At 64.4% G+C, this 21,589-nt stretch carries 21 protein-coding genes; 10 read left to right on the plus strand and 11 right to left on the minus strand.

Features of this window, described 5'->3' with window-relative positions; all coding sequences use genetic code 11:
- Positions 1 to 66: 66 nt before the first annotated feature.
- Entirely contained in the window at positions 67 to 1,548 is a 1,482-nt protein-coding gene (gene pdxR / locus BMY03_RS17590) for a MocR-like pyridoxine biosynthesis transcription factor PdxR (RefSeq protein ID WP_094011793.1), read from the minus strand.
- 223 nt (positions 1,549 to 1,771) lie between these two features.
- Between pdxR and BMY03_RS17595 the strand changes: the two genes are divergently transcribed.
- Both BMY03_RS17595 and BMY03_RS17600 read left to right on the plus strand, forming a co-directional pair.
- Positions 1,772 to 2,242, plus strand: a complete 471-nt coding sequence (locus BMY03_RS17595; RefSeq protein WP_094011794.1) for a GNAT family N-acetyltransferase — start codon at positions 1,772 to 1,774, stop codon at positions 2,240 to 2,242.
- Between the two features lie 231 nt (positions 2,243 to 2,473).
- On the plus strand, positions 2,474 to 2,794 hold the full coding sequence (locus BMY03_RS17600) for a helix-turn-helix domain-containing protein (RefSeq protein WP_094011795.1): 321 nt from the start codon (positions 2,474 to 2,476) through the stop codon (positions 2,792 to 2,794).
- Positions 2,795 to 2,833: 39 nt separating this feature from the next.
- Here the strand turns inward: BMY03_RS17600 and BMY03_RS17605 are convergent, their stop codons facing one another.
- The 3 genes from BMY03_RS17605 to BMY03_RS17615 form a co-directional block, all read right to left on the minus strand.
- Positions 2,834 to 3,370, minus strand: coding sequence for a BRO-N domain-containing protein (locus BMY03_RS17605; protein WP_094011796.1), 537 nt, complete (start codon positions 3,368 to 3,370; stop codon positions 2,834 to 2,836).
- Positions 3,371 to 3,565: 195 nt separating this feature from the next.
- Positions 3,566 to 4,816: a ribonucleotide-diphosphate reductase subunit beta gene (locus tag BMY03_RS17610; RefSeq protein WP_038706634.1), complete on the minus strand. Its 1,251-nt coding sequence runs from the start codon at positions 4,814 to 4,816 to the stop codon at positions 3,566 to 3,568.
- Positions 4,817 to 5,057: 241 nt separating this feature from the next.
- Positions 5,058 to 7,937, minus strand: a complete 2,880-nt coding sequence (locus BMY03_RS17615; RefSeq protein ID WP_038706633.1) for a ribonucleoside-diphosphate reductase subunit alpha — start codon at positions 7,935 to 7,937, stop codon at positions 5,058 to 5,060.
- A gap of 775 nt (positions 7,938 to 8,712) precedes the next feature.
- Here BMY03_RS17615 and BMY03_RS17620 point away from each other — a divergent pair.
- The gene (locus BMY03_RS17620) at positions 8,713 to 9,408 is read left to right on the plus strand and encodes a response regulator (protein WP_038706632.1); all 696 of its coding nucleotides are present in this window, start codon (positions 8,713 to 8,715) and stop codon (positions 9,406 to 9,408) included.
- Positions 9,405 to 11,009 (plus strand): ATP-binding protein, encoded by a 1,605-nt coding sequence (locus BMY03_RS17625; RefSeq protein WP_094011797.1) that lies wholly within the window; start codon positions 9,405 to 9,407, stop codon positions 11,007 to 11,009. Before BMY03_RS17620 ends, BMY03_RS17625 begins: the two co-directional genes overlap by 4 nt.
- On the opposite strand, the gene BMY03_RS17630 is transcribed toward BMY03_RS17625, so the two are convergent.
- Together BMY03_RS17630 and BMY03_RS17635 are read right to left on the minus strand one after the other, a co-directional pair.
- Complete coding sequence (locus tag BMY03_RS17630) at positions 11,006 to 11,707, minus strand: 4'-phosphopantetheinyl transferase family protein (RefSeq protein WP_094011798.1); 702 nt, start codon at positions 11,705 to 11,707, stop codon at positions 11,006 to 11,008. The two genes, BMY03_RS17625 and BMY03_RS17630, sit on opposite strands and share 4 nt — an antisense overlap.
- Positions 11,708 to 11,866: 159 nt before the next feature.
- Complete coding sequence (locus BMY03_RS17635; RefSeq protein WP_094011799.1) at positions 11,867 to 12,658, minus strand: dienelactone hydrolase family protein; 792 nt, start codon at positions 12,656 to 12,658, stop codon at positions 11,867 to 11,869.
- Between the two features lie 123 nt (positions 12,659 to 12,781).
- Here BMY03_RS17635 and BMY03_RS17640 point away from each other — a divergent pair, with 123 nt between their 5' ends.
- The 4 genes from BMY03_RS17640 to BMY03_RS17655 all read left to right on the plus strand — a co-directional run bounded on the left by BMY03_RS17640 (position 12,782) and on the right by BMY03_RS17655 (position 17,122).
- Entirely contained in the window at positions 12,782 to 13,387 is a 606-nt protein-coding gene (locus tag BMY03_RS17640; RefSeq protein ID WP_023632176.1) for an outer membrane beta-barrel protein, read from the plus strand.
- Between the two features lie 86 nt (positions 13,388 to 13,473).
- Positions 13,474 to 14,151 carry a response regulator gene (locus BMY03_RS17645; protein WP_023632177.1) on the plus strand — a complete coding sequence of 226 codons (678 nt, stop codon included), beginning with the start codon at positions 13,474 to 13,476 and terminating at the stop codon, positions 14,149 to 14,151.
- A complete protein-coding gene (locus tag BMY03_RS17650; RefSeq protein WP_094011800.1) occupies positions 14,148 to 15,488 on the plus strand; it encodes an ATP-binding protein in 1,341 nt (446 codons plus the stop codon). The genes BMY03_RS17645 and BMY03_RS17650 overlap by 4 nt, the downstream gene beginning before the upstream one ends.
- Before the next feature lie 311 nt (positions 15,489 to 15,799).
- Positions 15,800 to 17,122 (plus strand): dicarboxylate/amino acid:cation symporter, encoded by a 1,323-nt coding sequence (locus tag BMY03_RS17655; RefSeq protein ID WP_023630780.1) that lies wholly within the window; start codon positions 15,800 to 15,802, stop codon positions 17,120 to 17,122.
- Between the two features lie 57 nt (positions 17,123 to 17,179).
- Here BMY03_RS17655 and BMY03_RS17660 read toward each other — a convergent pair whose 3' ends face one another.
- Positions 17,180 to 17,674 carry a SprT family zinc-dependent metalloprotease gene (locus BMY03_RS17660; RefSeq protein WP_046854519.1) on the minus strand — a complete coding sequence of 165 codons (495 nt, stop codon included), beginning with the start codon at positions 17,672 to 17,674 and terminating at the stop codon, positions 17,180 to 17,182.
- A 140-nt stretch (positions 17,675 to 17,814) separates the two neighbouring features.
- Positions 17,815 to 18,414, minus strand: a complete 600-nt coding sequence (locus tag BMY03_RS17665) for a Yip1 family protein (protein WP_023630778.1) — start codon at positions 18,412 to 18,414, stop codon at positions 17,815 to 17,817.
- 263 nt (positions 18,415 to 18,677) lie between these two features.
- Between BMY03_RS17665 and ttcA the strand changes: the two genes are divergently transcribed.
- Together ttcA and BMY03_RS17675 are read left to right on the plus strand one after the other, a co-directional pair.
- On the plus strand, positions 18,678 to 19,502 hold the full coding sequence (ttcA, locus tag BMY03_RS17670) for a tRNA 2-thiocytidine(32) synthetase TtcA (protein WP_023630777.1): 825 nt from the start codon (positions 18,678 to 18,680) through the stop codon (positions 19,500 to 19,502).
- A gap of 4 nt (positions 19,503 to 19,506) precedes the next feature.
- A complete protein-coding gene (locus BMY03_RS17675) occupies positions 19,507 to 20,178 on the plus strand; it encodes a DNA-3-methyladenine glycosylase I (protein WP_023630776.1) in 672 nt (223 codons plus the stop codon).
- A 33-nt stretch (positions 20,179 to 20,211) separates the two neighbouring features.
- On the opposite strand, the gene BMY03_RS17680 is transcribed toward BMY03_RS17675, so the two are convergent.
- Genes BMY03_RS17680 through arsC form a run of 3 tightly spaced genes read right to left on the minus strand, consistent with a single transcriptional unit; the run spans position 20,212 to position 21,573 of the window.
- On the minus strand, positions 20,212 to 20,625 hold the full coding sequence (locus tag BMY03_RS17680; RefSeq protein WP_031315197.1) for a DUF2069 domain-containing protein: 414 nt from the start codon (positions 20,623 to 20,625) through the stop codon (positions 20,212 to 20,214).
- Positions 20,618 to 21,223 carry an NAD(P)H:quinone oxidoreductase gene (gene wrbA, locus BMY03_RS17685; RefSeq protein ID WP_038706629.1) on the minus strand — a complete coding sequence of 202 codons (606 nt, stop codon included), beginning with the start codon at positions 21,221 to 21,223 and terminating at the stop codon, positions 20,618 to 20,620. The genes BMY03_RS17680 and wrbA overlap by 8 nt, the downstream gene beginning before the upstream one ends.
- The gene (gene arsC, locus BMY03_RS17690; RefSeq protein WP_023632208.1) at positions 21,220 to 21,573 is read right to left on the minus strand and encodes an arsenate reductase (glutaredoxin); all 354 of its coding nucleotides are present in this window, start codon (positions 21,571 to 21,573) and stop codon (positions 21,220 to 21,222) included. Before arsC ends, wrbA begins: the two co-directional genes overlap by 4 nt.
- Between the last annotated feature and the right edge of the window lie 16 nt (positions 21,574 to 21,589).

Here is a 21,589-nt window from a genome sequence, read left to right on the forward strand (position 1 = left end):
TGCCTGCAATCCGAGGCATTAGGTGGATCGAGCATTCTGGTTACATGCCACATGCACGCAGCGTGGTTATCTGGCCAGACCTGCCAGCACCTTCTCCAGTTTCAGCACCGCCTCCCTCATCTCAGCGGGCGTCAGTGCCGCAAACCCCATCAGCAAGCCGGCATCGTTCCTCGGCACCGCGTACAAGCTGCCCAGCCCCAACAGATCGATTCCCGCTCCGCGTGCCGCCCTGACCACTGCGTCTTCCGCCAAGTTTTGAATGAAGTGGCAGGGCATCTGCAGCCCACCTACCGGCACTTGCGGGCGCAGGAACGCCCCCAGGTGCCGCTGCACCAGATCTGCCAGCACGTCGCGCCGCTCGGCATAGAGGCTGCGCATGACCCGTACATGGGCGTTGAAGTGTCCGTCCTCCATGAACCTGGCCAGGGTCAGCTGGGCGATGGATGCGTTGTGGCCATCCTGCAGCGTTCGCGCAGCGGTCATTGGCGCGACGAGCTGGGGCGGCAGCAGCAGGTAGCCGATGCGCAGCCCGGCGCCCAGCGACTTGGTGAAGGTGCCGATGTACAGCGTGCGCGCATGCGAATCCAAGCCCTGCACACAGGCGGTGGGGCGGCCGGCATAGTGGAACTCGCTGTCGTAGTCGTCCTCGATGATCCACGCCCGTTGCTGGCGGGCCCATTCGATGGCCAGCAGGCGCCGGTCCAGCGACAGGGTGGCGCCGGTCGGGTATTGGTGCGAGGGCGTGAGGAACAGCGCCCGGGCATCCGGCGCTAGCTGGGCCATGCCGTCCACCTGCAGGCCGTGCGCGTCCACCGGCACCGGCACGCCTTGCAGCCCGGCGGCGCTGATGGCCTTGCGGGTGCCTTGGTACAGCGGGTCCTCGACCAGCACCCGGTCGCCTGCGTCCATGAGTACCTGAGCGCACAGGCCCAGGGCCTGCTGCGAGCTGGTGAGGATCAGGATGCGGTCGGCGGATGCCTGCGCGCCGCGTTCGAGGTTGAGGTAGTCGGCGATTGCACTGCGCAAGGCGAACATGCCCTGTGGCTCGCTGTGTTCCAGGGCGCGAGTGCCGTATTCCTTGTACACCTGCCGCTCCAGCTTCTCCCAGACGGCCAGGGGGAAACGCCGGGTTTCTGCCACGCCCGGGGCGAAGGGGCGGGGTGATTGGAAGTTGTGAACGCCACCGCTGTGCAATAGCGCTTCACCTCGGCGGCTCAACTGCACCGTGGCCTCGCTTTGTGCCGGCCGCTGGCGCTTGCGCGACGGCAGGCAGCGGGCCCGTTGCGACACGAAGCTGCCGCTGCCCACGCGCCGCTCGATAAAGCCCTCGGCGTGCAACTGGCTGTAGGCCGACTCCACGGTATCCCGCGAGACGCCCAGGGAACTTGCCAGCGACCGCGACGCCGGCAGCGGCTTGCCGACCGGCAGGGCACCCTCGAGGATCAACTGGCGGATGGCCCGCTGGATGCGCACATGCCGCACCAGTGCCCCATGGGCGGGATCCGTTAGCCAGGCTTTTACCGATTCCAGCTGGGCGTGTTTGAACATTGGCCTGGTCCTTGGCGCGTGGATATGAAAGGTGCCTGCCTATCCTGGGCCGGATCGCGTCCCTGAAAATGGTCTGGTAACTACCGAATAATTGGCAGGTAAAAACCAGCCATTTATCCGCTATAAAACCCAGGTCCGCAAGCAATCACCAAGGAAGGCAAGCGCTGCGGACAGGCCGGCCCCCTCACTCATTCAGCTGTGTTGTCCAAAAGGGGTTTGAAGAATGACCACCACCCAACTGCCCGTTTTCGTACGCGAAGTGAAGCAAACCGACCTGCAGCCATGGTCCGACTACTGGGCGCAATACCAGGCCTTCTACCAAGTGGAGCTGGGCCCGGCCATCACCGAGCGTACCTGGGCGCGCTTCTTCGACCCGGCCGAGCCCATGCACTGCGCCGTGGCCACGGACGGCGGGCAAATCTTCGGCTTCGTTCACTACGTATTCCACCGCTCGACCTGGGGCCGCAATGATTTCTGTTACCTGGAAGACCTGTTCGTGTCGCCAAGGGCGCGGGGGAGGATGATCGGTAAGCGGCTGATCGAGTTCGTCCAGGACCAGGCCCGGCAGCACCGGTGCGACCGGTTGTACTGGCATACCCAGGAGACCAACAAGACTGCGCAGCGGTTGTATGATTGGATTGCCGAGAAGCCGGGGGTGATCGAGTACCGGATGTCGTTGGATGTTGCTCACTAAGTCCATAGTGAGCAGATGAGGGCGTGGGAGTGGAAGGGGGGCACCGGCTTCGGGGTGTAGGTCCCTGTGGCGCACAGCCGCTCCCATGCCCAGGCATCAGAAATTCCCATTCGAAATCTGCCCGAGTCTTACGGTGCTGTCAGACCATTCAGAAAGATGAATCCCTTCCTGGCAGAGGAATACTTAATCCAATATTTTGTGCCTTAACTGCCATCTATTCAGATAACACACATGAATTTGGATTTAAGTCTTACCAAACCCAGTGAACTCATGAGGGCGCTGTGCGAGCGCTTGCGCACCGAGCGGCTCGCTCAACAGATGTCGCAAGCGGAAGTGGCTGCTCGGGCTGGCGTCGGCACCAATACTGTGTCCAACCTTGAAACGGGACGTAATGTCGGTTTTGAGAACCTGATCCGAGTGGCGATGGTTCTAGGCCGAAGAAAAGAGCTTGAGGCGCTGTTTTTGCCGAGGGTGGAGTGCATAGCCGACATTGCTCGCTACGAGCTCGGTGCCAAGCGCCAGCGCATCCGGAAGAAGTCAGGGCAGGGTTGAACAGGGCTGCATGGCAGCCCTTTCAGTGCATCGCAGGGTTCAATCGCCAACCCCATGTAACCTCAATGCCCGCTGCGCACATTCCTTCCAGCTCAGCTTGCGCCGCTCGGGCACCACCACGGGCAACTCCGCCGCCATCACCAACGGCATATCCCGCATCCGTACCCAAGGCTCACTCTGCCAATACAACAGGCTCGCCGTATGCCCACCCGGCCAGCACATCCTGCCCAGGCGCGGCAGGTCTTCCAGCGCCGAGTCCTGCCCATCGCGCAGCACCGCCACCACCTCATGGGTCAGCCAGTGGCGCAGGTGGCGGTTTTCCGGAATGTGATGATGGGCGAGGAGGGTATAGGCCCCGGACTCGCTGACCATGGTGGTTTCGCCGTACTGGCCGTAGCGCAGCAGCTGCACGGTGCGATGCTGGTCCGGGTCGAGCTTGCGGATGCAGTGTTCGTCGAAGAAGCGCCCGGTCATCCGACCGAGTTCGTGGGCGCAGAACCAGGCTTGGGATTCGAGCCAGAGAGTGTGGAGGGGGCGGTTGTGGCGGGTGAAGAGGGTGGAGGAGTAGTGAGTCATGATGGGCTATCCAAGTCAGGGAGAGCCGTTTCTAACGGGAACGGAATTCCGCCATGTGAGCGTTCTTAGCGCTCAAACAAACTACCGTGGTTTTCTCTGGTTAAGTAGAGATACCTATGTAGGAGGTTTCTTGATTTTGAGGCTCGAGAAATAAAAAAGGCTGCCCAAGGGCAGCCTTTCTGGAAAGCTGGACGATCAATCCCAGCTCAGAGCACCACCTGTCTGGTACTCGATAACCCGAGTCTCAAAGAAGTTCTTCTCTTTCTTCAAGTCCATGATCTCGCTCATCCAAGGGAAGGGGTTGGTAGTCCCCGGATACTCTTCCTTCAGACCAATCTGGGTCAGTCGACGGTTGGCAATGAACTTGAGGTAATCCTCCATCATCGCCGCGTTCATGCCCAGCACGCCGCGTGGCATGGTGTCACGGGCGTATTCGATCTCCAGCTGGGTACCCTGCAGAATCATCTGGGTAGCCTCTTCCTTCATCGCGGCATCCCACAGGTGCGGGTTCTCGATCTTGATCTGGTTGATCACGTCGATGCCGAAGTTCAGGTGCATGGACTCGTCGCGCAGGATGTACTGGAACTGCTCGGCGACGCCGGTCATCTTGTTGCGGCGGCCCATCGACAGGATCTGGGTGAAGCCGCAGTAGAAGAAGATGCCTTCCAGTACGCAGTAGTAGGCGATCAGGTTGCGCAGCAGCTCTTTGTCGGTTTCGACGGTGCCGGTGTTGAACTCCGGGTCCGAGATGGCGCGGGTGTACTTCAGGCCCCAGGCGGCTTTCTTCGCGACCGATGGGATCTCGTGGTACATGTTGAAGATCTCGCCTTCATCCATGCCCAGCGACTCGATGCAGTACTGGTAGGCGTGGGTGTGGATCGCCTCTTCGAAGGCCTGGCGCAGGATGTACTGGCGGCACTCGGGGTTGGTGATCAGGCGGTACACGGCCAGGGCCAGGTTGTTGGCAACCAGGGAGTCGGCGGTGGAGAAGAAGCCGAGGTTGCGCATCACGATGCGGCGCTCGTCTTCGGTCAGGCCGTCCATGCTCTTCCACAGGGCGATGTCGGCGGTCATGTTGACCTCTTGCGGCATCCAGTGGTTGGCGCAGCCGTCGAGGTACTTCTGCCAGGCCCAGTCGTACTTGAACGGGACCAGCTGGTTGAGGTCGGCGCGGCAGTTGATCATGCGCTTTTCGTCAACGGCGACGCGGGCCGAGGAGCCTTCCAGCTCGGCCAGGCCTTCGGCGATGTCCAGGGCGTCCAGGGCAGCCTTGGCGCGTTTGACCGCGTCGGAGTCGGCGGCGGTGGCGGCGCGGGCTTCCAGGGCGGCGGCACCGCCGGCGCTGTCGAGCTTGTCCAGGGTGGTGGTGGCAGCGGCCTGTGCGGCGGTGTTGCCTTTGGCGGCGACTTCGCCGTCTTCTTTGTCGAATTCGTCCCAGCTCAGCATGGTGAGATCTCCTGCTTGAGGGCCATCAATGAGTATGGCCGGTGGATCTTGGTTGCGGTGCGGTGCACGCAAATCTGGAGTGCCCGGGGAGGGCTGACCGGGGCGTTGGGCCCCGGCTTGTTATGTCTGGCTGTGGGGAGGTGCTGGCAGTGCCGGCCTCATCGCTGGCAAGCCAGCTCCCACAGGGTTCTGCGCCGTGGCGCAGAAAAGAGGCTACCCGGGGGTAGCCTCTGCGAAGGCCTTATTGGCAGGCTTCGCAATCCGGCTCGTCGATGGCGCAGGCCTTCGGTACCGGGGCTGGGCCCGCGGCCTGGACCGGGGCGCTGTCGCCGCCGCTCGACACGGCGTTGAGCTTGCCAGTGTTGATGGTCGACTTCTCGGTGCTGGTCGCGGCCAGGGCACGGAGGTAGTAGGTGGTCTTCAGACCACGGTACCAGGCCATGCGGTAGGTCACGTCCAGCTTCTTGCCCGAAGCGCCGGCGATGTACAGGTTCAGCGACTGGGCCTGGTCGATCCACTTCTGGCGACGGGAGGCGGCATCGACGATCCACTTGGTCTCGACTTCGAACGCGGTGGCGTACAGGTCTTTCAGCTCTTGCGGGATACGCTCGATCTGCTGCACGGAACCATCGTAGTACTTCAGGTCGTTGATCATCACCGAGTCCCACAGGCCGCGGGCCTTCAGGTCGCGGACCAGGTACGGGTTGATCACGGTGAATTCGCCCGACAGGTTCGATTTCACGTACAGGTTCTGGTAGGTCGGCTCGATGGACTGCGACACGCCAGTGATGTTGGCGATGGTCGCGGTCGGCGCGATGGCCATGATGTTCGAGTTACGAATACCTTTTTGTACACGCTCGCGCACCGGGGCCCAGTCCAGGCTCTCGGTCAGGTCGACGTCGATGTACTTCTGGCCACGGGCCTCGATCAGGATCTGTTGCGAATCCAGCGGCAGGATGCCCTTGGACCACAGCGAACCCTGGAAGGTCTCGTAGGCGCCGCGCTCGTCGGCCAGGTCGCAGGAAGCCTGGATCGCGTAGTAGCTGACCGCTTCCATCGACTTGTCGGCGAACTCGACGGCAGCATCGGAGCCGTACGGGATGTGCTGCAGGTACAGCGCGTCCTGGAAGCCCATGATGCCCAGGCCGACCGGGCGGTGCTTGAAGTTCGAGTTACGCGCTTGCGGCACCGAGTAGTAGTTGATGTCGATCACGTTGTCGAGCATGCGCACGGCGGTGTTCACGGTGCGTTGCAGCTTGGCGGTGTCCAGCTTGCCATCGACGATGTGGTTCGGCAGGTTGATCGAGCCCAGGTTGCAGACCGCGATCTCGTCCTTGTTGGTGTTCAGGGTGATCTCGGTGCACAGGTTCGAGCTGTGGACCACGCCCACGTGCTGCTGCGGGCTGCGCAGGTTGCACGGGTCCTTGAAGGTCAGCCACGGGTGGCCGGTCTCGAACAGCATCGACAGCATCTTGCGCCACAGGTCTTTGGCCTGGATGGTCTTGAACACCTTGATCTTGTTGTACTCGGTCAGGGCTTCGTAGTACTCGTAGCGCTCTTCGAAGGCCTTGCCGGTCAGGTCGTGCAGATCAGGCACTTCCGATGGCGAGAACAGGGTCCACTTGCCGTCATCGAAGACGCGCTTCATGAACAGGTCAGGGATCCAGTTGGCGGTGTTCATGTCGTGGGTACGACGACGGTCATCACCGGTGTTCTTGCGCAGCTCGATGAATTCTTCGATGTCGAGGTGCCAGGTTTCCAGGTAGGCGCATACGGCGCCCTTGCGCTTGCCACCCTGGTTCACGGCGACGGCGGTGTCGTTGACCACTTTCAGGAACGGCACGACGCCTTGCGACTTGCCGTTGGTGCCCTTGATGTACGAGCCCAGGGCGCGCACCGGAGTCCAGTCGTTACCCAGGCCACCGGCGAATTTCGACAGCATGGCGTTGTCGTGGATCGCGTGGTAGATGCCCGACAGGTCGTCCGGCACGGTGGTCAGGTAGCAGCTCGACAGCTGCGGACGCAGGGTGCCGGCGTTGAACAGGGTCGGGGTCGAGGCCATGTAGTCGAAGGACGACAACAGGTTGTAGAACTCGATCGCACGGGCTTCTTTGTCTTTCTCTTCCAGCGCCAGGCCCATGGCCACACGCATGAAGAACACCTGCGGCAGCTCGAAGCGCACGCCATCCTTGTGGATGAAGTAGCGGTCGTACAGGGTCTGCAGGCCCAGGTAGGTGAACTGCTGGTCGCGCTCGTGGTTGATCGCCTTGCCCATGCGCTCCAGGTCGTAACCTTTCAGCGCCGGGTCGAGCAGTTCGAACTCGACGCCTTTCTCGACGTAGGCCGGCAGGGCCTTGGCGTACAGGTCGGCCATCTCGTGGTGGGTGGCGCTGTCGGCGACGTTCAGGAAGCCCAGGCCTTCGGCACGCAGGGTGTCCATCAGCAGGCGGGCGGTGACGAACGAGTAGTTCGGCTCGCGCTCGACCAGGGTACGGGCGGTCATCACCAGGGCGGTGTTGACGTCCTTCAGGGCGACGCCGTCGTACAGGTTCTTCAGGGTTTCGCGCTGGATCAGCTCGCCATCGACTTCGGCCAGGCCTTCACAGGCTTCGCTGATGATGGTGTTCAGGCGCGCCATGTCCAGCGGCGCCAGGCTGCCGTCGGCCAGGGTGATGCGGATGCTTGGGTGCGGCTCGACCACGCTGTCGGCGTTGGAGCGGGTAGCACGCTCCTTGGCACGCTGGTCGCGGTAGATGACGTAGTCACGGGCGACTTTCTGCTCGCCGGCGCGCATCAGGGCCAGTTCGACCTGGTCCTGGATTTCTTCGATGTGGATGGTGCCACCCGATGGCATGCGACGCTTGAACGTGGCGGTGACCTGCTCGGTCAGGCGCGCGACGGTGTCGTGGATGCGCGACGAGGCGGCAGCGGTGCCGCCTTCAACTGCGAGGAACGCCTTGGTGATGGCAACGGTGATCTTGTCGTCGGTGTAGGGGACGACAGTGCCGTTACGCTTGATCACGCGCAGTTGGCCAGGGGCGGTGGCGGCCAGATCCTGGTTCGAATCGGCGGCCTGAGGCGCCTTGGCCTGCGGGTTCTCGCGAGTTGTGTCGGTTTGCATGGGTGGGTGTCTCCACAGTTTCTAGTTTGTTCAGGCGCCGTTGTCGGGCGCCACCGTTCCGTCCACTTGCTCGATGGCCCGGGCGGGGATGCGCGTGAAGCACACGCATCCGCCCGCTCGGGCTTACCGACTTCGGGACAGACTCAGGAATTAGGGGCAGTAACCTGCCGCTCCCTGGCCGAAGTCAAAGGTTCTGGGCGTACCCAAAATCTGTTGCTGATGAGTGCGGGCCTTGCCTGCAACACTCATACCCGAACAAGGCCGTCTGCGGCTTGCCTCGGTCGCCCTCCGCAGGAGCGGTTTGGCTGTTGAAATCACCTTAAGTTCAGCCAGAAAATTCGCTTGAATTTGCCTGTTGACTTGTGTTTGTGATTTTGCGCAAAACCCAATATCTAGTGGTTCGCTGCGATGGGGATACAAGATAATGCGGTCCAGGGGGCTTTGCAAGGTCGGCGCCTGTGGATAACTTGTGGGTACTTTGTGAGTCATCCGTGGGTATTCGCTGTAGGCCTTGTCCCAAGAGGTTTGCACGATTTTTTGCCTGTGCTACGCCGCCGCGAAGATTTTTTAGGGCGCGCACCCTATCACAAAAAACGGTTCAGTCGAGGGCTGTTTGCGGTGGTTGGCAGGGGTGGGGGCGGGACGTAGTATCCGGGGCTGATGTTGCGCTTTGGTGAAGGCGGATTTGCTCTGCAATCAAAGGGTTGTGCTGGCCCCGCGATAAGGCCGGCACGGATAACACAAGGCCAGACAATAAACAGAAGAAGGGGAGGCCATGGACCAACCAATCAATCGCATCCTGATCGTCGAGGACGACCAGCGCCTGGCCGAACTGACTGCCGAATACCTCCAGGCCAACGGCTTCGAAGTGGCGGTGGAGGGCGACGGTGGCCGCGCCGCGCGGCGCATCATCGACAGCCAGCCGGACCTGGTGATCCTCGACCTGATGCTGCCCGGCGAAGACGGCCTGAGCATCTGCCGCCGCGTGCGCGGCCAGTACGCCGGCCCCATCCTCATGCTCACTGCCCGCAGCGACGAGCTCGACCAGATCCAGGGCCTGGACCTGGGCGCCGACGACTACGTGTGCAAACCGGTGCGCCCGCGCGTGCTGCTGGCGCGTATCAATGCCCTGCTGCGCCGCAGCGACGCCCCGGAGCGCCGCCAGGACCTGACCTTCGGGCCCCTGCATATAGACAGCCGCCAGCGCGAGGCGCGCCTGCACGGCCAGCTGGTCGACCTGACCGGCGCCGAATTCGACCTGCTCTGGCTGCTGGCCAGCAACGCCGGACGCGTGCTGTCCCGCGAGGAGATCTTCACCTCGCTGCGCGGCGTCGGCTACGACGGCCAGGATCGCTCCATCGATGTGCGCATCTCCAAGATCCGCCCCAAGATCGGCGACGACCCGATCACCCCGCGGTTGATCAAGACCCTGCGCAGCAAGGGCTACCTGTTCGTCGGCGAGGCGCCATGAACTCGATCTTCCTGCGCATCTATGGCGGCATGCTCGCGGTGCTGGTGCTGGTGGCCGTGCTCGGTGTGCTGAGCCTGCACCTGCTCAACGAGATCCGCGCCGGCCAGCACCGCGAGCGCCTGGCCCAGGGCACCTTCAGCCTGATGGCCGACAACCTGGCGCAGCAGAACGCGGTGGAGCGCACCCGTTCGCTGGTGATCTGGGAGCGCCTGCTCGGCGTGCCGCTGGACCTGCAACCGCTGTCGGCCTTTACCCTCGACGGCGGGCAGCGGGCGCGCCTGTACCGAGACCTGGTGGTGGTGGAGAAGACCGGCCCGCATGCCGCCCGGGTGCTGCGCCGGGTTGGCCACGAGGACCTGCTGCTGGTGGCCGAGGTCAAGCAGATCAGCGAGCAGCTGGCCCGCGCCACCCTTTATCTGTTGGCCGACGAACTGGTGCGCTACCCGGTGACCGAGCAGCAGGCGCGCCTGGCGCAGCTGCGGCAGAGCAAGGGCTTCGGTTTCGACATCGCCTTGCAGCGCATCGAGCGCGCCGCCCTGGACGACGACCAGCGCCGCCGGGTGGAGGAGGGCGATACGGTGATGGCCCTGGGCAGGGACGGCGATTCGATCCGCGTGTTCTCGGGGTTGTCCGGTTCGCCCTGGGTGCTGGAGATCGGCCCGTTGTATCAGCTCAACCCCTATCCGCCGCAGTTGCTGATCCTCATCGCCTTTCTCGGCCTGTGCCTGATCGGCCTGGTGGTCTACCTGCTGGTGCGCCAGCTGGAGCGGCGAGTGTCGGGCCTGGAGGTGGCGGCCACGCGCATCGCCCAGGGCAGCCTCGACACCCGGGTGCCGGCCGGCGATGCCGACTCGGTGGGGCGTCTGGCCGAGGCCTTCAACGGCATGGCCGAGCACCTGCAACGTTCATTGACCATGCAGCGCGAGCTGGTGCGGGCGGTGTCCCACGAGCTGCGCACGCCGGTGGCGCGGCTGCGCTTCGGCCTGGAGATGATCGAGAGCGCCGGCAGCGACGAGGCCCGGGCCAAGCACCTGGCGGGCATGGACGGCGATATCCAGGATCTGGACAAGCTGGTCGACGAGATGCTGACCTACGCCCGCCTGGAGCAGGGCGCGCCGGCCCTGCATTTCCAGGTGGTGGACCTGGACGAGCTGCTGGCGCGGGTGATCGAGGAGCTGGCACCGCTGCGCGCCGAGGTGCGGGTGGTGCGTGGCGTATGCCACGGGCTCGACGGTGGCGACGCCCGGGTCGAGGCCGAGCCGCGCTACCTGCACCGGGCCCTGCAGAACCTGGTGCGCAATGCCATGCGCCATGCCGAGTCCGAAGTGCGCGTGAGCTATCACCTGGGGCAGCAACGTTGCCGCATCGATGTGGAGGACGACGGCCCCGGGATTCCCGAGGGCGTGTGGCACCGCATCTTCACCCCCTTCACCCGCCTCGACGACAGCCGCACCCGGACCTCGGGCGGGCATGGCCTGGGGCTGTCGATCGTGCGGCGGATCATCTACTGGCACGGCGGCCGCGCCCTGGTCGGGCACAGCGAGCAGTTGGGCGGGGCGTGTTTCAGCCTGAGCTGGCCGCGGGAGCAGCCACGCGACTAAACGCTGATCAGACTGAGCAGGTGGCCGTCCTGCAGGCAGAACTGGCCATCCAGCTCGACGCCGTGGTGCCATTCGGCCGACAGGTCGGTGAGCAGGCGCAGGCGCGCGTGGCCGTCGGCGGACCATTCCAGCAGTTCGGCGTGCTCGAAATAGAAGCGCTTTTTCGTCAGTGGGTAGAGCGTCTTGAACAGGCTTTCCTTGAGCGAGAAGGTCAGGGTCACGGCCAGGGCCTGTTGGCTGCGGTCCAGGCGTTCCAGTTCCGCAGGGGTGAGGATCTCCCCGGCCAGGCGTTCGGCGCGGTCCTCGCCGAGCAGGGTTTCCTGGTCAAGCCCGAGGCCGCGGCATTGGCCGTCAGCGGCGACCACGGCGGCGGCCCAGCCCTGGCCGTGGGTGATCGAGCCGTGGATGCCGGCGGGCCAGATCGGCGAGCGGTCTTCGTGGGTAGCGGGCGCGTAGTCGCGGCCATCCAGATGTTGCAAGGCTGCACGGGCGCAGACTCGGCCTGCCAGGTACTCGGCCTGGCGCTTGGCCACCGAGCGTTGCAGGCTGGCGGTCTGTTCGATGCCGGCGCGCTGGAAATCGTCCGGCGCGAGATTGGCCGGGTCGAAGGCGCAGCTGACCAGCACCGCGCCGGGGACCGGGCGCGGCAGGGGCCAGTGGTGCTGGAGCGGGGCGCAGCAGGTGGGGAGTCTGTTCATGGCGGGTATTGTGCCAGCCTGGTGGCTGGTGGTGGAGCACAGATTTTGGGGCTGCTGCGCAGCCCTTTCGCCGGCGAGCCGGCTCCCACAGGGGGCGTCGCCATCTTTTGTGGGAGGCGGCTTGCCGGCGAAAGGGCCGCAAAGCGGCCTCGGCGATCATCAGTCGAGCGCATCCTTCAAGAACGCCTGCATATCCTTCCACGAGCTCTCGTCAGCTGCCTTGTCATAGCCGATATCCGGCCCGCCATGCTCGCCATGGCTCAAGCGGTCGGCATCCGGGTTGGTGAAGCCATGCTTGGCCCCCGGGATCCCGACGAACTTGTAGTCGGCCTTGGCCGCATCCATCTCCGCCTTGAACGCCGCCACCTGCTGCGGGGTGACCATGCTGTCGGCCTCGCCATGCTCCACCAGGATCTTGGCCCGGATCACCTCCGGCTTGGCCGGCGTCTGGGTCACCAGCGCGCCATGGAAACTCACCACGCCGTCGAGCTTCTCACCGCGGCGCGCCGCGTCCAGCACCACCTTGCCGCCAAAGCAGTAGCCGATGGCCGCCAACTGGTGCTTGTTGGTGTTGGGCTGAATCTTCAGCAGCTCCAGCCCGGCATCGAAGCGCCGGGCGGCGGCCGCTGGGTCCTTCATCGCCGCGGCCATGAACGCTTGGGCATCCTGCGGGTGCTCGGTGTTCTTGCCGTCGCCGTACATGTCGATGGCCAGGGCGTTGTAGCCCAGCGCCGCGAGGTCGCGGGCGCGGCGCTTGGCGTAGTCGTTCAGCCCCCACCATTCATGCACCACCACCACGCCCGGGCGCTTGCCCTTGATGGCGTCGTCGTAGGCGTAGTAGCCGATCAGCGCAGTGCCGTCGGCGTCCTGGTAGCGGATCTCGCGGGTCTGCACCGCCGCCTGGGCGAGGGTGGCGCCGCACAACAGGGCCAGTGCAAGCAGGGTACGCATGGTCGAGCTCCTTGTTCGGTTCGTTCAGCCCAGGTTCAGGCCGGGTTCAGCAGGGGTTCAGGGCGCCCTCCCTACTCTAGTCCCCAGACAGAAACAACGCATCCAACCCGGAGTACCTGAACCATGAAAACGCTCAATACCCTGATCGCCGCCATGGCGGTTTGCGCCGCCGGCCTCACCACCGCCGCCCAGGCCGATGACAATTTCGCCAGCCTGACCTACGGCCAGACCAGCGACAAAGTGCGCAAGTCCGGCCTGCTGCAACGCAACACCGACGGCCTGAACGCCGACGGCATCATCGGCAAGGACAGCACCTGGGGCGTGCGCCTGGGCAAGATCAACGACCAGGGCCGCTACTACATGACCTACGACAACGTCTCGGGCGATCACAGCGGCGTCAAGCTGCGCCAGGAAAACCTGCTCGGCAGCTACGACCTGTTCCTGCCGGTGGGCGATACCACCAAGCTGTTCGGTGGCGGCACCCTGGGCATGACCAAGCTGACCCAGGACTCGCCGGGCGCCAGCCGCGACACCGACTACGGCTATGCCGTGGGCCTGCAGGCCGGCGTGATCCAGGAAATCACCGACAAGGCCTCGGTGGAGATGGGCTACCGTTACCTGCGCAGCAACGCCGCCACCGAGATCGGCGCCCACGGCGGGCCGAAGGACGGCACCCTGCGCCTGACCAGCAGCGCACAGACCTACCTGGCGGCGAGCTACAAGTTCTGAGGTCGCTGTTATCCTGTACCGGCCTCATCGCGAGGATGCCCCGCGATGAGGCCGGTACAGGCATTCGCTATTGGAAGGAGAACTGCATGAAATTGCTGGTGGTCGAGGACGAGGCGCTGCTGCGTCATCACCTGTTCACCCGCCTCGGCGAGGGCGGCCATGTGGTGCAGGCGGTGGCCAACGCCGAGGAAGCCTTGTACCAGGCCGAGCAGTACAACCATGACCTGGCGGTGATCGACCTGGGCCTGCCGGGCATGAGCGGGCTGGACCTGATCCGTCAGCTGCGCAACCTTGGCCAGACCTTTCCGATCCTGATTCTCACCGCCCGTGGCAACTGGCAGGACAAGGTCGAAGGCCTGGCCGCCGGCGCTGACGATTACGTGGTCAAGCCGTTCCAGTTCGAAGAGCTGGAGGCGCGCCTGAACGCCCTGCTGCGCCGCTCCAGTGGCTTCACCCAGTCGACCATCGCCGCCGGCCCGCTGGTGCTCGACCTCAACCGCAAGCAGGCGACCCTGGACGAGCAACCGCTGGCGCTGACCGCCTACGAATACCGCATCCTCGAGTACCTCATGCGTCATCACCAGCAGGTGGTGGCCAAGGACCGCCTGATGGAACAGCTGTACCCGGATGACGAGGAGCGCGACCCGAATGTCATCGAGGTGCTGGTCGGCCGCCTGCGCCGCAAGCTCGAGGGCGACAACGGCTTCAAGCCGATCGATACCGTGCGTGGCCTGGGCTACCTGTTCACCGAGCGCTGCCGATGATCCGCTCGCTGCGGGTGCGCCTGATGCTGGCGGCGGCGTTGCTGGCGCTGCTGTTCATGCTGGCGCTGCTGCCGGCGCTGCAGAAGGCCTTCAGCTTGGCGTTGCAGGAGTCCATCGAGCAACGCCTGGCCTCGGACGTGACCACACTGATTTCAGCTGCGCGCATAGAGCGTGGCCAGTTGCAGATGCCGGCGCTGCTGCCGGACGAACGCTTCAACCTGCCGTATACAGGCCTGCTCGGCTACATCTTCGACCGCCAGGGCAAGCTGGTGTGGCAGTCGCGGGCCACGCGCAACCGCAACATCAACTATCACCCGCGCTATGACGGGCGTGGCAACGAATTCGCGCGTATTCACCAGGACGACGGCGAGGAGTTCTTCGTCTATGACGTCGAGGTCAAGCTGCTTGGCGGCAAGAGTGCGGCGTTCAGCATCGTCGCCCTGCAACCGGTCCGCGAATACCAGGACACCCTCAATGGCCTGCGCGAGAAACTCTACTTCGGCTTCGGCGCGGCGCTGCTGGCGCTGATGGTGCTGCTGTGGGCCGGCCTGACCTGGGGCCTGCGCTCGCTGCGCCGGCTCAGCTCCGAGCTGGATGACGTGGAGAGCGGCGCCAGGGATGGACTGAGCCGCGAGCACCCGCGCGAGCTGCTGCGCCTGACCGGCTCGCTCAACCGCCTGCTGCGCAGCGAGCGCGAACAGCGCCAGCGCTACCGCGACTCGCTCGACGACCTGGCCCATAGCCTGAAGACCCCGCTGGCGGTGCTGCAGGGCGTGGGCGAGAGCATGGAGCAGGGCGACCGCGAGCAGGCGCGGGTGCTGCAGAGCCAGATCGAGCGCATGAGCCAGCAGATCGACTACCAACTGCAACGCGCCAGCCTGCGCAAGAGTGGCCTGGTAAAGCACCAGGTCCAGCTCAAGCCGTTGCTCGACAGCCTGTGCAGCACCTTGGCCAAGGTCTATCGCGACAAACGCGTTGAGGTCGGTTTCGATCTGCCGGCCGATGCGCGGGTGCCGATGGAGCAGGGGGCCTTGCTCGAGCTGCTCGGCAACCTGCTGGAGAACGCCTACCGGTTGTGCCTGGGACAGGTGCGGGTCAGCCTGCGCGAAGCGCCTGGGCAACTGGAGCTGTGGATCGAGGACGACGGCCCGGGTGTGCCGCCCGACCAGCGTGAGCGCATTCTCGAACGCGGCGAGCGGCTGGACCGCCAGCACCCCGGGCAGGGGATCGGCCTCGCGGTGGTCAAGGACATCATCGACAGCTACGACGCCGAGTTGAGCCTGGGCGACTCCGAATTGGGCGGGGCTGCGTTCCGCATCGCTTTCCGGCTCGATTGAAATCGCGCAAGACTTGTAGGCGCGCGCTGGGCGGAAATCCGCCAACCTGCCCTGTACGATTTCCGCCATCGGGCGGAAATCCGCCATTTCCCACTGGCTATTACGCCCCGCCCCGGGGCATTCACACCCTGTAATCATTGGTTGTGCACCTCAAGCGGGCACTTTGGCATCGCCCTTGCTATTCACCTGGCAGAGGCCTGCCCAGGCGCTCGAACACAACGACAAATCCCTCCGGGTACAGGAGGGTTCGCGATTCAGGTGCCCCGACATCCTGGGAAGGATGCGCCGGCCCACTTGAGGAAAAACTAGCCATGACGACTCGTCAGCCGCTGTACAAATCGCTGTATGTCCAGGTGATCGTCGCGATCACCATCGGTATCCTGCTCGGCCACTACTACCCGGAAACCGGCGTAGCCCTCAAACCCTTGGGTGACGGCTTCGTCAAGCTGATCAAGATGGTCATCGCGCCGATCATCTTCTGCACCGTGGTCAGCGGCATCGCGGGCATGCAGAGCATGAAGTCGGTCGGCAAGACCGGCGGTTACGCGCTGCTGTACTTCGAGATCGTCTCCACCATCGCCCTGATCATCGGCCTGGTGGTAGTCAACGTGGTGCAGCCGGGCGCCGGCATGCACGTCGACGTCAGCACCCTCAACGCCAGCAGCGTGGCTGCCTATGCCGCCGCCGGCGCGCAGCAGACCACCGTCGGCTTCCTGCTCAATGTCATCCCCAACACCGTGGTCGGCGCCTTCGCCAACGGCGACATCCTGCAAGTGCTGATGTTCTCGGTGCTGTTCGGCTTCGCCTTGCACCGCCTGGGCAGCTACGGCAAACCGGTGCTGGACCTGATCGACCGCTTCGCCCATGTCATGTTCAACATCATCAACATGATCATGAAGCTGGCCCCGATCGGCGCCTTCGGTGCCATGGCCTTCACCATCGGCCAATACGGCGTGGGTTCGCTGGTGCAGCTGGGCTACCTGATGGCCTGCTTCTACATCACTTGCCTGCTGTTCGTCCTGGTGGTGCTGGGCGGTATCTGCCGCGCCCACGGCTTCAGCGTGATCAAGCTGATCCGCTACATCCGTGAAGAACTGCTGATCGTGCTGGGCACCTCGTCCTCCGAGTCGGCCCTGCCGCGCATGCTGGCCAAGATGGAGCGCCTGGGCGCGAAGAAATCGGTGGTTGGCCTGGTGATCCCGACCGGCTACTCGTTCAACCTGGACGGTACCTCGATCTACCTGACCATGGCCGCGGTGTTCATCGCCCAGGCCACCGACACCACCATGGACATCACCCACCAGATCACCCTGCTGCTGGTGCTGCTGGTGGCCTCCAAGGGTGCCGCGGGCGTCACCGGTTCCGGCTTCATCGTCCTGGCCGCCACCCTGTCGGCCGTCGGCCACCTGCCGGTTGCCGGCCTGGCGCTGATCCTGGGTATCGACCGCTTCATGTCCGAAGCCCGCGCCCTGACCAACCTGATCGGCAACGCCGTGGCCACCGTGGTCGTGGCCAAGTGGGTCAAGGAGCTGGACACCGACACCCTGCAGGCCGAATTGGCGTCTGGCGGCTCGCCGCTGATCGACACCCGTCCGACCGACGACCTGGGCGTGGCCGAAGGCCCGGCGCGTTGAGCGTGAGTTGAAATGCGAAAAGGCGACCCTCGGGTCGCCTTTTTCATGCGTTGACGATTATTCGACCCGTGTCTCGCCGCTGTATACCAGGATCTCCCGGCAGCGCCGGCACAGGTAGCGTCGCCCCTGGCGCACCAGCTTGTGGCGCTGGGCGGTGAACGGGAAATCGCTTTCCGGGCACGGGCAACGGTAGATGTAGCGTGTCGCCACGCGCCGCTGCACTTCGTAGTTGTGGCAACGGTTCGGCGGCAGCTCGTACACCCCGCGCATGATCAACTGCCACTCCTCGCCATGGGCCTGGATGCGCTCGCCGAACAGCTGGTGGGCGATCAGGTGGGCGACCTCGTGGGCCACGGTCTGGCGCAGGAAGTCTTCGGCGTTCTCGCGGTACAGCTGCAGGTTGAAGCGCAGCAGGTTCTCGTGCAGGTGGGCGACGCCGGCCTTCTGTCCGCGCAGCTTGAAGCTGACCTGCGGGCGCGGGAAGGGGCGTTTGAAGAAGGTTTCGGCTTGCTGGTAACAGGTTTCGACGCGTTGTCTGAGCAGCTCGGGCATGGCGGGGTAGTTCTCCTGACCGGGCATTATGCCGCAGGCAACGGGCGGCTGCCGAGCCGCCGGTCAGGCACACGAAGCGAGGCCGCCTTGCGGCGGCCCCGGTGATGCCCCAGTGTTGGTTGGATCTGGTTGGTATGCGTTCAGTTGGTATAGACGGGCCCCACGCCCAGTCCCCAGATGATCACGGTCGCGGCCATGATCGCCACCAGAACCACGAGGCCCACCGCCAGCACCGAGCTGGAGAACAGGAAGCCTTCATCCGACGGTATGTTCATGAAGGTCGGCAAGCCGACATACAGCAGATACACGGTGTAGCAGATCGCCGCCGTGCCGATCAGCATGCCCAGCCACAGGTGTGGGTACAGCGCCGCAAGGCCGCCGATGAACAGCGGAGTGGCGGTGTAGGTGGCAAAGGCGATGCACTGCGCCATGCTCGGGTTGGCGTCGTAGGTGCGCGCCATCCAGTGGATGAAGGCGCCCATCACCGCCACGCCTGCGAGCATCGCCAGGTAGGACATGATGCTCATCCACAATGCGCTTTCCATGGTCAGCATCACGGCTGGCCGCTCGCCGATCACCCAGCCGACCTGGGTGGTGCCGATGAACGCCGACACGGCGGGGATCGCCGCCAGGATCAGCGTGTGTGTCAGGTACATGTGGCTGATGCTTTCATCCTCGCCACGAATCTCCCGCCACTCCTGGTCGGGGTGGGTGAACAGCCCAACAACGTGATGAATCATACGGGTCACTCCTATCGTCGTTGCCAAACGCCCCCCGGATGGAGCGCCTATGGCCCGAGGCCAGGACACCAGGTGCTGCGCCAATGTGGCCTTATGTCGCAGTATAGGAAGCGGATTCCCGCATAAAACCGGCTTTTTAGAGCAAATCGCGCTGTCAGGACGGTTGTTGATTCCCTTGAAGTCTTTATCGGATTCACCTACTGCGCCGCCCGGTTTGTGCGTAAAATAGCCGGCTTTTGTCACACCTCGCGGATCCAAGCGCTATGGGCACCCTCTCGGTCAACCAGAACAAACTGCAAAAACGCCTGCGTCGCCTCGCCGGCGAAGCCATCACCGACTTCAACATGATCGAGGATGGCGACAAGGTCATGGTCTGCCTGTCCGGCGGTAAGGACAGCTACACCATGCTCGACGTTCTGTTGCACCTGCAGAAGGTGGCGCCGATCAAGTTCGAGATCGTCGCGGTGAACATGGACCAGAAGCAGCCGGGCTTCCCCGAGCACGTGCTGCCGGCCTACCTCAAGGAACTGGGCGTCGAGTACCACATCGTCGAGAAGGACACCTACTCGGTGGTCAAGGAGCTGGTACCCGAGGGCAAGACTACCTGCTCGCTGTGCTCGCGCCTGCGCCGCGGCACCCTGTACACCTTCGCCGACGAGATCGGCGCGACCAAGATGGCCCTGGGGCACCACCGCGACGACATCGTCGAGACCTTCTTCCTCAACATGTTCTTCAACGGCGCGCTCAAGGGCATGCCGCCGAAGCTGCGCGCCGATGACGGGCGCAACGTGGTGATCCGCCCGCTGGCCTACTGCAGCGAGAAGGACATCCAGGCCTACTCGGACATGAAGGAATTCCCGATCATCCCGTGCAACCTGTGCGGCTCGCAGGAAAACCTGCAGCGCCAGGTGGTCAAGGACATGCTGGTGGAGTGGGAGCGCAAGCACCCTGGCCGTACCGAGAGCATCTTCCGCGCCCTGCAGAACGTCGCCCCGTCGCAATTGGCCGACCGCAACCTGTTCGACTTCACCAGCCTGAAGATCGACGAGAGCGCCACCCCGCGTTTCCTCGACGTGCTGAACATCTGACCTTATGCGTGACTACCAGTGGTTGCATGAGTACTGCCTGAACCGCTTCGGTTCGGCCCAGGCGCTGGAAGCCTTCCTGCCGCAGCCGCGCACACCCGCGCAGCTGCGTGACATCACCGACGACCGCTACCTGTCGACCCTGGCCCTGCGCGTGTTCCGCGCCGGGCTCAAGCACAGCCTGGTGGATGCCAAGTGGCCGGCGTTCGAGCAGGTGTTCTTTGGCTTCGACCCGGAGAAAGTGGTGCTGATGGGCGCCGAGCACCTGGAGCGACTGATGCAGGACGAGCGCATCATCCGCCACCTGGGCAAGCTCAAGAGCGTGCCGCGCAATGCGCAGATGATCCTCGACGTGGCGAAGGAGAAGGGCAGTTTCGGCGCGTTCATCGCCGACTGGCCCGAGACCGATATCGTCGGGCTGTGGAAGTACCTGGCCAAGCATGGCAACCAACTGGGCGGGTTGTCGGCGCCGCGTTTCCTGCGCATGGTCGGCAAGGACACCTTCATCCCCACCGACGACATGGCCGCCGCGTTGATCGCCCAGAAGATCATCGACAAGCCGCCGACCAGCCTGCGTGACCTGGCACTGGTGCAGCAGGCGTTCAACCAGTGGCATGCCGAAAGCGGGCGGCCGCTGTGCCAGTTGTCGGTGATGTTGGCGCATACCGTCAACCATTGAGATCGCCGGGGCCGCAATGCGGCCCCGATACGGTCAGGCACCTTCGCCGGCCAGGCGTCGATCCTGCTGGAACTTCCAGCGCACGAACAGCAAGCCGCTGACGAACAGCCCCAGGCTCACCAGCACTTCGACCCAGCCGAACAGCGCTCGGGCGGGGTCGAAGGCGGCCAGCACGCCCTTGATGAAGTAGATATTGACCACGAAGCAGGTCCAGGCATGCGCCCGGGCGCTGCCCATCAGCATGCCCGGCAGCAACAGCAGCAGGGGGATCAGCTCGATGGCCAGGATCACCTCGACCCGCGCCCCGTGCAGGTTGGCGAACCACAGGTTGTTCACCACCAGCAGGGCGATCAGACCGAAGAAGCAGGCCAGGCTCAGGGCGCGGGTCAGCCGTACGCGTGGGGCGAGCCACTCCAGCGGCGGCAGCACCTTGGGTTTTCTAGCCACGCTGGCCACCCAGGGCCTTGGCGGTGTTGGCCAGGCGTTGGCCGAGGGCGCGGCACAGGGTGATCTCGTGCTGGTCCAGCTCGCGCTTGCCGTCAGCGCCTGCATGGTGGCTGGCGCCGTACGGGGTGCCGCCGCCGCGGGTATCGAGCAGCGCCGACTCGCTGTAGGGCAGGCCGGTTACCAGCATGCCGTGGTGCATCAGCGGCAGCAGCATCGACAGCAGGGTGGTTTCCTGGCCGCCGTGCAGGCTGGCGGTGGAAGTGAACACCGCCGCCGGCTTGCCCACCAGTTCGCCGCCCAGCCACAGGCTGCTGGTGCCGTCGAGGAAGTACTTGAGCGGCGCGGCCATGTTGCCGAAGCGGGTCGGGCTGCCCATGGCCAGGCCCGCGCAGTGGCGCAGGTCGTCGAGGGTGGCGTACAGCGCGCCGCTGGCCGGGATGTCCGGGGCCACGGCTTCGCACTCCGTGGAGATCGCCGGCACCGTGCGCAGGCGTGCCTCCATGCCGGCCATCTCGACGCCGCGGGCGATATGCCGGGCCATCTCGCTGGTCGAGCCGTGGCGGCTGTAGTACAGCACCAGGATGTAGGGTTCGCTCACGGCAGGATCTCCAGGACCTTCTCGGGTGGGCGACCGATCACGGCCTTGTTGCCTGCGACCAGGATCGGGCGTTCGATCAGCTTGGGATGCTCGACCATCGCCTTGATCAACTGAGCGTCGCTCAGGGCAGGGTTGGCCAGCTCCAGGGCCTTGTATTCGTCTTCGCCGGTGCGCAGCAGTTGGCGCGCGCCGATGCCCAGCTTGGCAAGCAGCTGTTCGAGGGTGGCGGCGTCCGGCGGGGTCTCGAGATAGCGCACGATGGTCGGTGCGAGGCCGCGTGCCTCGAGCAGTTCCAGGGCGCCGCGGGATTTCGAGCAGCGCGGGTTATGATAGAGGGTCAGATCGGTCATGACGGGTCGCATCCAG

The organism is Pseudomonas soli, from assembly GCF_900110655.1.
In the GTDB taxonomy this organism is placed as follows: Bacteria; Pseudomonadota; Gammaproteobacteria; order Pseudomonadales; family Pseudomonadaceae; genus Aquipseudomonas; species Aquipseudomonas soli.